10 protein-coding genes are annotated in these 14,866 nt (G+C 65.4%); 6 read left to right on the top strand and 4 right to left on the bottom strand.

Annotated features, from left to right (window positions below; translation table 11 throughout):
* Nucleotides 1-57 precede the first annotated feature (57 nt).
* Nucleotides 58-1,557, top strand: a complete 1,500-nt coding sequence (gene astD / locus F8A90_RS14455; RefSeq protein WP_200017596.1) for a succinylglutamate-semialdehyde dehydrogenase — start codon at nt 58-60, stop codon at nt 1,555-1,557.
* Nucleotides 1,558-1,657: 100 nt separating this feature from the next.
* Nucleotides 1,658-3,004 carry an N-succinylarginine dihydrolase gene (astB, locus tag F8A90_RS14450; RefSeq protein WP_200017594.1) on the top strand — a complete coding sequence of 449 codons (1,347 nt, stop codon included), beginning with the start codon at nt 1,658-1,660 and terminating at the stop codon, nt 3,002-3,004.
* A 111-nt stretch (nt 3,005-3,115) separates the two neighbouring features.
* Here the strand turns inward: astB and F8A90_RS14445 are convergent, their stop codons facing one another.
* Nucleotides 3,116-4,306 (bottom strand): MFS transporter, encoded by a 1,191-nt coding sequence (locus F8A90_RS14445; protein WP_200017592.1) that lies wholly within the window; start codon nt 4,304-4,306, stop codon nt 3,116-3,118.
* Nucleotides 4,307-4,910: 604 nt separating this feature from the next.
* Between F8A90_RS14445 and F8A90_RS14440 the strand changes: the two genes are divergently transcribed.
* The 4 genes from F8A90_RS14440 to F8A90_RS14425 all read left to right on the top strand — a co-directional run bounded on the left by F8A90_RS14440 (nt 4,911) and on the right by F8A90_RS14425 (nt 9,646).
* On the top strand, nt 4,911-5,504 hold the full coding sequence (locus F8A90_RS14440; protein ID WP_442778869.1) for a (2Fe-2S)-binding protein: 594 nt from the start codon (nt 4,911-4,913) through the stop codon (nt 5,502-5,504).
* Entirely contained in the window at nt 5,491-7,875 is a 2,385-nt protein-coding gene (locus tag F8A90_RS14435) for a xanthine dehydrogenase family protein molybdopterin-binding subunit (RefSeq protein ID WP_200017588.1), read from the top strand. Before F8A90_RS14440 ends, F8A90_RS14435 begins: the two co-directional genes overlap by 14 nt.
* A 103-nt stretch (nt 7,876-7,978) precedes the next feature.
* A complete protein-coding gene (locus tag F8A90_RS14430) occupies nt 7,979-9,004 on the top strand; it encodes an XdhC family protein (protein ID WP_200017586.1) in 1,026 nt (341 codons plus the stop codon).
* 33 nt (nt 9,005-9,037) lie between these two features.
* A complete protein-coding gene (locus F8A90_RS14425) occupies nt 9,038-9,646 on the top strand; it encodes a nucleotidyltransferase family protein (RefSeq protein ID WP_200017584.1) in 609 nt (202 codons plus the stop codon).
* 125 nt (nt 9,647-9,771) lie between these two features.
* On the opposite strand, the gene F8A90_RS14420 is transcribed toward F8A90_RS14425, so the two are convergent.
* The 3 genes from F8A90_RS14420 to F8A90_RS14410 form a co-directional block, all read right to left on the bottom strand.
* Complete coding sequence (locus F8A90_RS14420; RefSeq protein ID WP_200017581.1) at nt 9,772-10,182, bottom strand: hypothetical protein; 411 nt, start codon at nt 10,180-10,182, stop codon at nt 9,772-9,774.
* Nucleotides 10,183-10,372: 190 nt separating this feature from the next.
* A complete protein-coding gene (locus F8A90_RS14415; RefSeq protein ID WP_200017572.1) occupies nt 10,373-13,567 on the bottom strand; it encodes an efflux RND transporter permease subunit in 3,195 nt (1,064 codons plus the stop codon).
* On the bottom strand, nt 13,564-14,853 hold the full coding sequence (locus F8A90_RS14410; RefSeq protein WP_200017570.1) for an efflux RND transporter periplasmic adaptor subunit: 1,290 nt from the start codon (nt 14,851-14,853) through the stop codon (nt 13,564-13,566). The genes F8A90_RS14415 and F8A90_RS14410 overlap by 4 nt, the downstream gene beginning before the upstream one ends.
* Nucleotides 14,854-14,866: the final 13 nt, after the last annotated feature.

Here is a 14,866-nt window from a genome sequence, read left to right as displayed (position 1 = left end):
CCGTTATCTCCTTGTTCAGCGTCGCTCGCGCGGCGCGCCCTTTCGATGAGGCATGCCATGACCACTACGAATTCGACTCCCGCCACACTCAACGTGCGTCAACAGCTCTTCATCGACGGCGCGTGGCAAGCAGGCGAGGCCGCGTCCTTCACCAAGACCGACCCCGTCTCCCACGCACCTCTGTGGCAGGGCGCCTCGGCCACTGCCGAGCAGGTCGAGCAGGCCGTCGCGGCAGCGCGTCAGGCATTCCCGGCCTGGGCGCGTCTGGGTTTCGAGGCGCGTCTGGCGGTGGTGGAACGCTTCCGCGATCAGCTGGAGCAGCATCGTGAAGCGCTGGCGATCAGCATCGCCAGTGAAACCGGCAAGCCGCTGTGGGAAGCGCGTACCGAGGTCGGCGCGATGATCGGCAAGATCGCGATCTCGGTGAAGGCTTATCACGAGCGCACCGGCGAGCGTGCCAAGGATGTCGCGGGCACCCAGGCGGTCCTGCGCCACCGCCCGCACGGCGTGATGGCCGTCTTCGGCCCCTACAACTTCCCGGGGCACCTGCCCAACGGCCACATGGTCCCGGCGCTGCTGGCGGGCAATGCCTGCGTGTTCAAGCCATCCGAGCTGACCCCTGCCACCGCCGATCTCACCCTGCAATGCTGGGAGGCCGCGGGCCTGCCGGCCGGCGTGATCAATCTGGTGCAGGGCGCGGCGGACGTCGGCCAGGCGCTGTCCCAGTCCGAGGGTATCGATGGGCTGCTGTTCACCGGCAGTGCCAAGGTCGGCAAGTTGCTGCACCGTCAGTTCGCCGGTCAGGTCGGCAAGCTGCTGGCGCTGGAGCTGGGTGGCAACAACCCGCTGGTGGTGCGTGATGTGCAGGATGAAGCCGCCGCGGTGCTGGCGATCATCCAGTCGGCCTTCGCCTCGGGCGGTCAGCGCTGTACCTGTGCGCGGCGCCTGATCGTGCCGCAGGGCGAGGTCGGTGATCGCCTGATCGAGACACTGGCCACGGCGCTGCGCGAGCTGCGGGTGGCGGGGCAGTTCGAGCAGGACGCCCCCTTCTATGGCGGTCTGGCAAGCGTCGCGGCGGCCGAGGGCCTGCTCAAGGCGCAGGATGATCTCGAAGCGCTGGGCGGCAACGTCATCGTGCGCATGCAGCAGCTGGAAGAGGGCACCAGTCTGCTCAGCCCGGCGCTGATCGATGTCACCGGCCTTGCGCTCGAGGACGAGGAGTTCTTTGGCCCGCTGCTCAAGATCCATCGCTACACCGACTGGGACGAGGCCATCGCGCTGGCCAATGACACCCGCTACGGCCTCTCGGCCGGGCTGATCGGCGGTGAGCGTGCTGACTGGGACGACTTCCTGCTGCGCATTCGCGCCGGCATCGTCAACTGGAACCGCCAGACCACCGGTGCCTCCGGCGACGCGCCCTTCGGTGGCATCGGCGACAGCGGCAACCACCGTCCCAGCGCCTATTACGCGGCCGACTATGTCAGCTATCCGGTCGCCTCGATGGAAGCCGAGGCACTGGCGCTGCCCGCGACCCTGCCGGCCGGTATCCGTCTGTAAGGCCGTCCGTTGGGGCACCGCTGCCGCTTACCCATTGTTGACCACGACGCTTGCCGTGCCTGCTCCCTGAGGTGCCAAGGCGTCGTGGCAGGAGACCTTCATGTCCGACACCCTGTATCACGAGATCAATTTCGATGGCCTGGTAGGCCCGACCCACAACTACGCCGGTCTGGCCCATGGCAACGTGGCCTCGATGCGCCACGGCGGCCTGGCCTCCAACCCGCGCGAAGCGGCGCTGCAGGGCCTCGACAAGATGAAGTCGCTGGCGGATCTGGGTTATGCACAGGGGATTTTACTGCCGCAGCAGCGCCCGGACCTTGGCGCACTGCGTGATCTCGGCTTCACCGGCAGCAACGCCCAGGTGCTGAAGGCAGCCAGTGAGCAGGCCCCGCAGCTGCTGCGCGCAGTATGTTCCGCCTCCAGCATGTGGACGGCCAATGCCGCCACCGTCACGCCCTCGCGCGACAGCGGTGATGGCCGCGTGCATTTCACGCCGGCCAACCTGCAATCCAGCTTCCACCGCTACCTGGAGCCCGCGACCACCGGACGCATCCTTGGCGCCATCTTCGCTGATGATGCACACTTCGCCCATCACGCTGCGCTGCCCGCGACGCCGGCCTTCTCCGATGAAGGCGCCGCAAACCACACGCGGCTGTGCGATGGCCACGGCGGGCCGGGCGTGCATCTCTACGTCTATGGCCGTCAGGCCTTCGGCGGTGACGGCGTCGAACCGCGTCGCTATCCGGCGCGCCAGACGCTGGAAGCCAGTCAGGCCGTCGCGCGTCAGCATGGTTTGAGCGAGTCTCAGGTGGTGTTCGCCCAGCAGCATCCGGACGCCATCGATGCCGGCGTCTTCCATAACGATGTGATTGCGGTGGGCAATGGCCCGGTGCTGTTCTACCACGAGCTGGCCTTCCGCGATGAGGAGGCGGCGCTCAACGAGCTTCGCGCGAAACTGTCCACACCGCTGATCCCGATCCGCGTGCCGCTGGAAGCCGTCAGCCTCGAGGATGCCGTCTCCTCCTACCTCTTCAACTCGCAGCTGCTCTCCAATGACGATGGCAGCATGACACTGGTGGTGCCAGGGGAGTGTCAGGAGAATGAGGCGGTATGGAATGCGTTGCAGAATGCGATTCTGGCTGGCCCGAACCCGATCGGGGAAGTGCTGGTCAAGGACGTAAAGCAGAGCATGCGCAATGGCGGCGGCCCGGCCTGCCTGCGGCTGCGTGTGGTACTGAGTGACGCCGAGCGCGCCGCGCTGTCCGGGCGCGTGATGATGACGGATCAGCTGCACGGCGAGCTGGGTGACTGGGTCAAGCGTCATTACCGTGACAGCCTGACACCGGCGGATCTCGCTGACCCGCAGCTGGCCGAGGAGACACTGGCGGCACTGGATGAGCTGACGCGGCTGTTGAAGGTCGGCAATGTCTACGCTTTCCAGCGCTGATCGCCCTCGCTGAAGTCCACAACGACACAGCCCCCATCGGGTTCGCCGATGGGGGCTGTGTCGTTGTGGAGGTGTGGTCTGAAATTTGAGAAGCAGATACCGTGACGCGACTCAGGCCAGTTGTGGCTGCACCAAGCGCTTGGGCTCGCGGCGCACCGGCCAGTGTACGAGCGCGGCCAGCAGACCGAAGATGCCGCTGGCGATCCACAGCAGGTCGTAGCTGCCGGTCAGCTGATAGACCACGCCACCGCCCCAGGCCCCCAGGAAGGCACCGACCTGATGCGCGGCCAGCACCATGCCGAACACGAAGGCCTGACGCTTCTGACCGAAGTAGAGCGCGACGGCCTGGCTGGTCAGCGGCACCGTCGACAGCCACAGAATGCCCATGATCGCGCCGAAGGCGTAGAGCAGCATGCTGCTGGGCGGGATGACCACCATCGCCATTACCAGCGCGGCGCGGCACAGATAGATCAGCATCAATAGCTGCGGCGGGTGACGGCGTCCGCCCCAGGCACCGAACAGGATGGTACCGGCGATATTGAGCGCGCCGATGATCGCCAGCGTGTTGCCGGCCACGTTCAGGGGCAGACCGCAGGCGACCACGAAATTGGGCAGGTGGGTGGCGATGAAGGCGACGTGCACGCCGCAGACGAAGAAGCCGCCGGCCAGTGCCAGAAAGCGCCGGTCCTGCAGCAGCGGGCCCTGGCTCGGGATATCCTCTGCCTGTGTTTCACTGCCGGCCGGCGGGCGACGCAGCAAGGGCAGGGCCATGGGAATCAGCAGCAGACAGCTGGCGCCGAGCGCCAGCATGGCGATCTTCCAGTCGATCAGCACCAGCATCGGGGTCGCGACCGAGTAGATCAGTTGCCCGAAGGAGCCGCCGGCCGAGGCGATGCCCAGCCCGATGCCACGATGCTGGAGGGGGACCACGCGCGTGACGGCGGCCAGCACCAGCGGGAAGGTGGTCGCCCCGATGCCGATGCCGGCCAGCACGCCGGCGCCCAGCATCCACACTGTCGGGGTCGGCCAGAGGGCGGTGATGCCCATGCCGACCGCATAGCACAGGCTGCCGACCAGAAAGACGCTGAGGGTACCGAAGCGGTCAGACAGCTTGCTGGCGATGGGCGCGGCCAGCCCGAAGACCAGATTCTGGATGGCGAGCGCGAATGACAGACTGCCCATGCCCCAGGCAAGCTCATTGGCCATCGGTGGCAGCATGAAGCCCATCGCCTGCCGCGCGCCGGTGTTGATGGCGAGTATCAGCGCTGCCAGCGCGATTGCCGCCTTCCAGTTCAGTTGCATGTCAGATCCTCATGCCGGGAATCGTTGTTGTCGTTGTTGTCGTTGTTGTCGTTGTTGTCGTAGTTCTTGCAGTTCTTGCAGTCCCTGCACCCGGTGCTGGCCATGGGCGGAACGTCCTCCATGAGGACCCTCGCTACATTTCACTTTATTCTCATGAAAGTACAGATGCCGGATACGCCACTGTCAGACGCGTCTGCGACACTCTCGTCCATACCAGGCAATCACCTGCCTTCGCGGGAGTCCTCGCTTCGGTGCGTCGCCATCATCCTCGACCGCTACCGACCCAGCCCCCAGGCGGACCGATGTCATGCAAACAACTGCCGATGACAAGGCGTGAAACGCTATACTGTGTGGCATGCGAGACAGCATCTGCATGACCATGATGAGCCCAGTGACATCACACTGTTTCCTTCTTGGCACCGTGGTGTCGAATCGTGACCTGTAGAATTCACCGATTCGAATCGTGCCAGGCCTCAAAGCCCGGGGTCGGTCCCTGACGCCGAACCCACGCCACGTCATCAGATGACGTCATGGCTGGCCACGACACCCTGCACGCGTTGTCCGAACCCTGCCCCCCTGCTTCATGCTCCTGAGGAGAAGCCCCTTGGCCAACTTCACTCTGAACGGCAAGGCCGTCAGTCTCGAGGTCGATCCGCAAACCCCGTTGCTCTGGGTGCTGCGTGAGCACCTGGGCCTGACCGGCACCAAGTTCGGTTGCGGAATCGCCCAGTGCGGTGCCTGCACCGTCCACCTGAACGGCACCGCGGCGCGCACCTGTGTCCTGCCGGTACTGGCCGCCGAGGGTGGTGACATCGTCACCATCGAGGGGCTGGCCGAGAACGATGACCACCCGCTGCAGCAGGCCTGGGTCGAGGAGCAGGTGCCGCAGTGCGGTTACTGCCAGTCCGGCCAGATCATGCAGGCCGCCGACTTCCTCAAGCACACGCCCAACCCCACCGATGAGCAGGTCACTGCCGCCATGGCGGGCAACCTGTGTCGTTGCATGGCGTACGTGCGTATCCATCGTGCGGTGAAGCGTGCCGCCGCGATCGCCAGTGAGCGCGATATGGCGCAGGTGATGGGCCAGCAGACCGAGGCTACAGTCGCCACCGCCGGAGTGGGCACATTCGATCCGCGTGCCACGGCAGATGCCGTGAGCCGTTCTGCTGCCGAGGAGACATCTCATGGCAAGGTTTGAAGATCAGCTGGCCGCGCATCAGCGCGAGCTGGCGGCCACGCAGCAGTCTTCCTCCCACCATGGCGGCATCACGCGGCGTGGTTTCCTGATCGGCAGTGTCGCGGGTTCCGCGATGCTGGCCTTCGGGGTCTCCGGCGCGGCGCTGGCCGCCGGGACAGACGGCAAGGGCTCGGCCAGCGAGACGCTATCCGCCGGCGCCTTCGAGCCGACCATGTGGTACGCCATCGCCACTGACGGCACCGTCACCGTGCATATCACCAAGTCCGAGATGGGCCAGCACGTCGCCACCAGTCTCGCGCGTCTTGTGGCCGAGGAGCTGGAAGCCGACTGGGACAGCGTCAAGGTCGATTACGTCGACAGCGCCCCCAAGTGGGGCTACATGATCACCGGCGGCAGCTGGTCGGTTCACCAGAGCTACCAGCCGCTGTCACAGGCGGGGGCTGCCGGGCGTATCGCGTTGATCGAAGCGGGCGCTCAGCAGATGGGCGTGTCCGTCGAGAGCTGCAAGGCGCGCAAGGGACGCGTCATCAGCGGTGAGCAGTCGCTGGGCTATGGCGAGATCGTCGCCGCGGGCCTCGAGCGCAGCTTCACGGAAGATGAGCTGGCGGCCATCGAGCTCAAGCCGGCCTCCGAGCGCCGCGTGCTCGGCACCAAGGGCAACGCGCTGGACGTGCCGCCCAAGACCAACGGTCAGGCGGTCTACGGCATCGACTACACCCTGCCGGAAGATATCGAGGCGCGTGTCGGCAAGACATTGCACGCACGTCCTGTAATGCCGCCAAGCCGCTTCGGCTGCAAGGTCACGGCCGTCGATGACAGCGAAGCCCGCAAGGTCATCGGCTATCGCCAGACCATCGAGCTCAAGGACCCGTCCGGCATCTGCCAAGGATGGTTGGCGGTCATCGCCGACAACTTCTCGGCGGCCATGCGTGCCACCGACCTGCTCAAGGTCGAGTGGAGCAAGGGCGACAGCTATCAGGTCGACGAGACGGCGATCCAGGCCGAGGGCCAACGACTGGTCAGCGCCCCGAGCCGCGACAATGGCTCATTGCTGGTGGATCAGGGCGACCCTGCACCGTTGCTCGAGAATGCCGTCACCATGGTGGAATCCACCTTCACCACCTCAAGCGTGCTGCACTTCACGCTGGAGCCGGCCAATGCGCTGGCCTATGAAGAGGATGGCCACTGGCACATCCACTGCGGCAATCAGCAGCAGTCCCTGCTGACCTCGCTGGTCACCAAGGCGCTGGAGCTCGAGGAAGGCAAGGTCACCCATCACCAGCTGTATCTGGGTGGTGGCTTCGGCCGTCGTCTGCACGGTGACTACGCCGTACCGGTGGCGCTGGCGGCCAAGGCCGTGGGGCGTCCGGTGAAGATGATCTTCACGCGCCCGGATGACAGCCGCTTCGATTGCGTGCGCTCGCCCTCTGTGCAGCGCCTGCGTTCCGGTCTCGATGCCGAGGGCCGCGTGGTGGCCTCCGAGCACGCCGCCGCCGCCGGCTGGCCGACGGCAGCCCTGATGCCAGCTTTCATGGCAGAAGCCATCGAAGGTGGCGGCAAGCTCGACTCCTTCTCCATCAGTGGCGCGGACCACTGGTACAACGTCGGCACCCAGCGTGTCTGGGCGCAGCAGAACAAGGTCGCTCACGAGGCCTTCGTGCCCGGGTATCTGCGCTCCGTCGCACCGGGCTGGACGTTGTGGGCGGTCGAGCAGCATATCGATGAGCTGGCGCTGGCCGCCGAGCAGGACCCGGCCGAATTCCGTCTCTCGTTGCTGGACGCCGAAGGCCGCAATGCCGGCAAGGCACCGGTCAGCACGGGCGGCGCCGAGCGCCTGCGCAATGTGCTCACGCGCGTGATGGAGAAGTCCGGCTGGAGCGAGCGTGACAGCCTGCCGGCAGATACCGGCATGGGCGTGGCGCTGAGCTTCGGTCAGGAACGCAGCATGCCGACCTGGGTGGCCTGCGTGGCACGGGTCAAGGTCGATCGCGCCACTGGCGAGGTCAAGCTCGAGAAGCTGACCAGTGTCGTCGATGCCGGTACGCTGGCACACCCGGATGGCGCCATGGCGCAGCTGGAGGGCTCGCTCTTGTGGGGCGTCTCGATGGCGCTGCACGAAGGCACCGAATACCGCGAGGGTGGCCCGGTGGCGCAGAACCTGGGTGCCTACCAGCCGCTGCGCATGCATCAGGTGCCGCAGATGGATCTCGAGTTCGTCGACAGCACCGAGATGCCGGTCGGTCTCGGCGAGCCGGGCACCACGGTGGTCGCACCGGCGGTGGCCAATGCCATCCAGCATGCGGTCGGCGTGCGTCTGCGTGATCTGCCGATGCGCCCGGCGGCGCTCAAGGCCGCGCTCAGCGAGGCCTGATCCTCACCGGTGAATTCGTCTGATTCCCGCCACTCCGGCATGCCCGGGTGGCGGGTTTCGTGTCTTCAGGCCGAGTGCAGGCTTCTGATATGAGTGATTATTGATGCAACATCTTGATCTTGAAGTGATCTGTCAGGCGATCGACTGGCTGGTACCCGCAGATGGCACGTGCCCTGACAGCCCGATCTGGCTGTGTACGGTGCTGTCCACCTTCGGCTCCTCACCGCGAGAGCCGGGTACCTGGCTGGTGGCGCGTGAGGAGGGGCAACATCGTGGCTCGCTGTCCGGCGGCTGTGTCGAGGAGGACTTTCTGGCGCGCCTGGCTGACGGGGAATTCACCGCGCCCGCCCAGGTGATCCGCTACGGAGAGGGCGGCCATCAGGGGGCGGGGATCGCCTTGCCCTGCGGCGGCATTCTGGAGGTGCTGGTCGAGCGCTTCACGGCCTGCGACGCGGACATCGCGCATCTCGAGGCGCTGCGCGCGGCACTCGAGGGCCAGACGCCGCGTCTGCGGCAGGTGATGCTGGCGGGGGATGGCGCGCGTACGCTTCAACAGGACAGCGGGCTGGGGGAGCGGGTCGAGCCGCTCAGGGGCCCCGCGGGGGAGGTGTGCGGCTATCAGCTACGGGTCGGGCCGGTGGCGCGTCTGCTGCTGGCGGGCCTCTCGCCGGTGGCGGAAGCCTGCGCAGCCTTCGCCGTCAGTCTCGGCTTCGAGGTGATCATCTGCGAGCCACGCGAGGAAGTGCTGGCCGACTGGGATGCCCGCAAGGCACCGCTTGCCGGCGTCACCCTGCGCCGCGAGCTGCCGTCACGCTTCATCGCTGCCGGCGGCTGTCATGCCGCCACCGCCGTGGTCGCGCTGACCCACGACCCGCGTATCGATGACCTGGCGATGATCGAGGCGGTACGTCAGCCCGCGTTCTATATCGGCGTGATGGGCTCGCAACGTACCTCTCAGGCGCGCGCCGAGCGGCTGGCACGCAGCGGTGGACTCAGCGCCGAGGAGATTGCGCGCATCGCGATGCCGATCGGGCTGAATCTGGGCAGCAAGACACCGGCCGAGATCGCGCTGGCGGTGATGGCCGATATCGTGCGCATCCGCCGTGGCCGAGCTCGCGGGAGCCTGTGAAGCTGCTCGCTGGATTCGTCAGGGAGGTTGCCCATGGATGAGTCGATCATCCTGGTCATGGCGGCTGGGCAGAGTCGCCGCTTCGGCAGTGACAAGCGTCAGGCACGTCTGGCGGATGGTCAGACACTGCTGTTGGCGACGCTGTCGCGGGTCATGTCCTGCGAGGTGGGCTGGCGCCTGCTGCTGCGTGAGGACGATGACCCCGCCGCACTGCTGGGAGATGACTTCGCGCGTGAGCATGCCCGGCGGATCTGGCGTGCGCCACAGGCGGGCAACGGCCTCGGTGCCAGTCTTGGCGATGCCTTCCGTCAGCTCAGTGATGAAGCGACATTGGCGCATGTGCAGGTGGCGGCAGTCTGGCTGGCGGACATGGCGCAGATCACGCCGCAGACCTTTCATGCCCTGCAGGCCCAGGCCGATGGCCTGCATATCGTGCGGCCGAGCCTTGAAGGCGAGGGCGGCCCCGGGCATCCGGTGCTGTTCGGGCGGGCGCTGTGGGCAGAGCTTGCGACGCTCGAGAGCGGCGAGGGCGCGCGCGAGGTGATCGCGCGACATCGCGAGGCGCTTCGTCAGGTGACAGTCGGTGATGTCGGTATCCATCACGACATCGATACGCCAGCGATGCTGAAGCTCAGAGACTGAGAAAGAGGGGCTTAGACAGAGGGGCTGAAACTGAAAGCAGTCACATGCGCTGGAAGCAGGTCCTCAGACAGCAAAAGGCCCCGTCACTCCAAGGTGACGGGGCCTTTTGCTGTCTGCCTATCGTGTTACAGCGTGCGCATATCCAGCAGCTTGATGCTCTGGATGCGCGGCTCGCCCCAGCTCAGGTCGAGCACCCACTCGGCGTCGAAATGCGTGTGCAACACGCTGCCATCACGCATGGCGGCGCGGTGCTCACCGCCCATGCGCAGGGTAGCGCTGTCGAGGCTGTTGCGCTGCGCTCGCACCCAACCGAGTGCATGGCCATTGACCAGCAGCTCGCTGCGACGTTGCTCCCAGTTGGCCAGGTACTCGTTGCCGGTCAGGGTTTCATCGAGCAGTTGGATGGAAGCCTCCTCGCCCAGCAGCTCCGCCAGTTCGATAGCAGGCGCCATGCGGTTGAGCATGGAGAACCAGCGGTGCGCGAAGTTTTCGAGTTCGGCCTCGAGGGCCAGATCATTGAAGGTGTCGGCGTACATGGCACCTGCTCCCGAGTGGGTAGATATTGATGGGCATTATGCCGAGAGTCGTGAGCAGTAAACATGCCACGAACGGAATGGCAGTGTTGCCAACGGGGAGTCAATGCTTCAGTGGTTGCTGAAGCCGCGACGCCCCGTGGCGTTTGCCTATCCTCGATCTCTCGGGAGAGTGGACGTATCAGTGGTCGTATCAATGACTGTGGCGGCCTGACCCGGCATTGCTGTCCGGCGTGTCAGCGTCCTGATGCGATGCACGTTTCTCGACCAGGCGACGGATACCGACATAGAACAGCGGTGTCAGCAGCAGACCGAACACGGTGACGCCGATCATCCCGGAGAACACCGCCACGCCCATGGCCTGACGCATTTCGCTGCCGGCACCGGTGGCCAGCACCAGTGGCACCACACCCGCGGTGAAGGCCACGGATGTCATCAGGATGGGGCGCAGACGCAGGCGACAGGCTGTCAGCACGGCGTCCAGACGACTCTGACCTTCATGCTGCTGCTCGCGAGCGAACTCGACCAGCAGGATGGCGTTCTTGCACGCCAGCGCCACCAGCACGATCAAGCCGATCCGCGTGAAGATGTTGTTGTCGCCCCCCGTCAGCCACACGCCAGCCAGCGCCGACAGCAGCGTCATCGGCACGATCAGGATGATCGCCAGCGGCAGCGACCAGCTCTCGTACTGGGCGGCCAGCACCAGGAATACCAGCAGCACCACCAGCGGGAAGATGTAGATCATGGTGTTGCCGGCCAGCACCTGCTGGTAGGTCACCTCCGTCCACTCGTAGCCGATGCCCTGTGGCAGGTTGTCGGCCAGCACTTCCTCGATGGCGGCCTTGGCCTGATCGCTGGAGACGCCCGGCGCCGGTGAGCCGTTGATATCGGCACTGACGAATGTGTTGTAGTGCATCACGCGGTCCGGGCCGGTGGTCGGTGTCACCTTGACGAAGCTGCCCAGCGGAATCATGCGCCCGTTGTCGCTGCGTACCTTGAGGTTGCGGATGTCATCCGGGTCGAGACGCGCCGACTGCTCTGCCTGGGCGCGTACCTGATAGGTACGCCCGAAGCGGTTGAAGTCGTTGACGTACAGCGAGCCCATGTAGACCTGCAGGGTCTCGAAGGCACGCTCCACCGGTACGCCCATGATCATCGCCTGCTCGCGATCCAGATCGATGTCGTACTGCGGCACCTGGATGCGGAAGCTGGAGTAGACACTGGTCAAGCGCGGGTCAGCGTTGCCCTTGGCGGTAATGGTCTGCACGGCAGAGAACAACTCATCGAAGCCCTTGTTGCCACGGTCCTGCAGCTGCAGCTTGAAGCCGCCGGTGGTGCCCAGGCCCAGAATCGGCGGTGGCGGGAAGACGGCGACGAAGGCCTCGTCGATACCGGCGAATTTCTGGTTCAGCTGAGCGGCGATCGCCTGTCCGGACAGCTCCGGAGACTGGCGCTCATCGAAGTCCTCGAGGGTCGCGAACACGATGCCGGAGTTGGAGGCATTGACGAAGCCGTTCACCGACAGGCCGGGGAAGGCCACGGTGTGCGCCACGCCCGGTGTGTCCAGCGCCAGGGCCTGCATCTCGTCGATGACCTCGGATGTGCGATCAAGGCTTGCCGCATCCGGCAGCTGGGCCATCGCGACCAGGTATTGCTTGTCCTGCCCCGGAATGAAACCGCCGGGCACGCTGTCGAACAGCTTGCCGGTGGCGCCGAGCAGGGCCAGATAGATCACGCCGACGATGACACCGAAGCGCAGCAGTTTCTTGATCAGGCCGGTATAGCCGTTGGCCATCGCATTGAAGGCGCGGTTGAACGGTGCGAACAGCCAGCGACCGAACAGGCCGTCGATGACGCGCGTCAGCCAGTCCGGCTTGCTGCCATGCGGCTTGAGCAGCAGGGCGGAGAGCGCCGGTGACAATGTCAGCGAGTTGAAGGCCGAGATGATCGTCGAGATGGTGATGGTCAGCGCGAACTGCTTGTAGAACTGACCGCTCAGGCCGCTGATGAAGGCCGTCGGCACGAATACCGCCGTCAGCACCAGCGCGATGGCGATGATCGGACCTGTCACCTCGCGCATGGCGATCTGGGTGGCCTCGATGGGCGAATGGCCCAGCTCGATGTTGCGCTCGACATTCTCCACTACCACGATGGCGTCATCGACGACGATGCCGATGGCAAGCACCAGTCCGAACAGCGACAGCGTATTGATCGATACGCCCATCAGCTGCATGACCGCAAACGTCCCGATCAGCGAGACTGGCACCGCGATCAGCGGAATGATCGAGGCGCGCCAGGTCTGCAGGAACAGGATCACCACGATCACCACCAGCAGGATGGCCTCGAACAGAGTGTCGATGACCGCCTCGATGGAGCCACGCACGAAGACCGTCGGGTCGTAGACGATGTCGTAGCTGACGCCATCCGGGAAGGCGTCGGACATCTCGCTCATGCGCTCGCGTACGGAATCCGACAGCGCGATGGCATTCGAACCGGGGCGCTGGAAGATCGGCATCGCCACGGCATCCTTGCCATCCAGCTGCGCGCGCAGCGAATAGCTGTCGGCGCCCAGTTCGACACGCGCGACATCCTTCAGGCGTGTCAGGCGGCCATCTTCATCGACGCGGATGACGATGTTCTCGAATTCTTCGGTGCTTTCCAGGCGGCCACGGACATTGAGAAGACGCTGGAACTGGTTGTCATCCGGTGCGGGCTGGGCGCCGACGGAGCCGGCGGCGACCTGCTGGTTCTGCGCACGCAGCGCACTGATCACGTCGCCGGCAGACAGTCCGCGGGCCGCCACGGCGTCCGGGTCCAGCCACACACGCATCGAGTACTCACCGGCACCGAACAGGCGCACGTCACCGACCCCGTCGAGACGGGCGAGATTGTCCTTGAGATTCAGGCGCGCGTAGTTGGACAGCCACAGCTGGTCATAGCGGCCATCCGGGGAGGTCAGGTGGACCACCATCGTCAGGTTGGGCGAGGCCTTCTCGGTGGTGATGCCGAGTTGCTGCACCTCCTGCGGCAGGCGTGGCGTGGCACGTGCCACACGGTTCTGCACCTGCACCTGGGCCTTGTCCAGATCGGTGCCCAGTGCAAAGGTCGCGGTCAGGGTCAGGTTACCATCGGAGGTCGCCTGGGAATCCATGTACAACATGCCTTCGACGCCGGTGATCTCCTGCTCCAGCGGCGTGGCAACGGTTGATCCGATGACCTCCGGGTTGGCACCCGGATAGTTGGCGCGTACCACCACGGTGGGTGGCACGACTTCGGGATACTCGGAGATGGGCAGCTTGAACAGCGATAGCATCCCGCCGATGACGATCAGGATCGACAGCACCGCGGCGAAGACCGGGCGCTTGATGAAGAAACCGGAGATGTTCACGAACGACCTCCGGCTGCCTGGCGCTCGGCCTCGGCGAGTTCCGCGGCGTTCTGATCGTTGTCCTGATTCAGCTGTTGGGCGGTCTGCTGCGCCTGCAGGCGTGAGACACGTGCAGCGAGTGACTTGAGGGCGCCGTCATCGGGCATTTCGATCAGCTTGGGGGTGATCGGCATGCCGGGTCCTGCCTTGGCGGGACCCGCAGCCAGTACTCGGTCACCGGCGGCCAGACCATCGGTCACGGCGCGCAGCGGGCCGAAGCGTGGGCCAGTGGTGATGCCACGGTAGGCGAGGGTGTTGTCCTCACCGACCACCAGCACGAACTGACGATCCAGATCGGTGCCGATGGCACGTTCCGGAATCAGTACGGCATCACGGATCTCGGGTGAGGCGAGACGCAGGCGCGCGAAGGCACCCGGACGCAGCGCGGCATCATCGGCGGTGAAGGTGGCGCCGATGCGTAGGGTGCCGGTATCGATATCGACGCTGTTGTCGATGAAGTCGAGTTCGCCGTGGAAGGGGAAGTCCTCCTGTCCGGCCAGTTGCAGTTCCACCGGCAGATGATCCTCGGCGGTGACGTGAGCGAAGTCCTGGTTCCAGGTCAGCTCGCTGATGTCGATGTAGGCATCCAGCTGGCGGGTCTCGACCAGCGTGGTCAGCACGCTCTGGCCGGCCTGCACGGTGTTGCCACGCGTGATGCGCGCATTGGACAGACGGCCGTCGATCGGGGCGCGGATGGTGGCGTAGTCCAGGTCCAGGCGGGCACGTTCGAGTTGAGCGATGGCACCCTTGAGCTGGGCATCGAGACCAGTGGCATTGGTGCTGCGTGAGTCGGCTTCCTCGCGGGAGATCAGATTGCGCTTGACCAGACTGGCAGCGCGACCGGACTCGCTGCGGGCATTGGCCAGCTCAGCCTTGAAGCGTGCGACTTCGGCTTCCAGGCGCTGAACCTCGGCAACGAAGGGGCGAGTGTCGAGACGTACCAGGGGCGTCCCGGCAGTCACCTGGCTGCCCTCGGTGAACAGCACTTCTTCGACTTCGCCGGAGACACGCGGGCGCAATTGCACGCTCTGGGGGGATTCCAGACGAGTGGTGTAGGTGTGCCAGGCCGCGACCGGCTGCGACCTGGCGGCAACCACTTCCAGCGCAGGAGGTGTCTGTTGGGCGCTGGCTGTCTCTTCACCACTGCCCTCGCTGCAGGCGCTGAGCGCCAGAAGACCCCCAAGGGTCAGCAGCAGGGAAGAGGCGATACGAGGAAGGCGCGCCGGACGTGAGTTCAGTCTCGACATGGGAATCTACCGT

The organism is Cobetia sp. cqz5-12 (assembly GCF_016495405.1).
Classification (GTDB): domain Bacteria; phylum Pseudomonadota; class Gammaproteobacteria; order Pseudomonadales; family Halomonadaceae; genus Cobetia.
The sequence above is the reverse complement of the archived record's forward strand: the minus strand, read 5'-3'. Positions and strand labels throughout refer to the sequence as shown.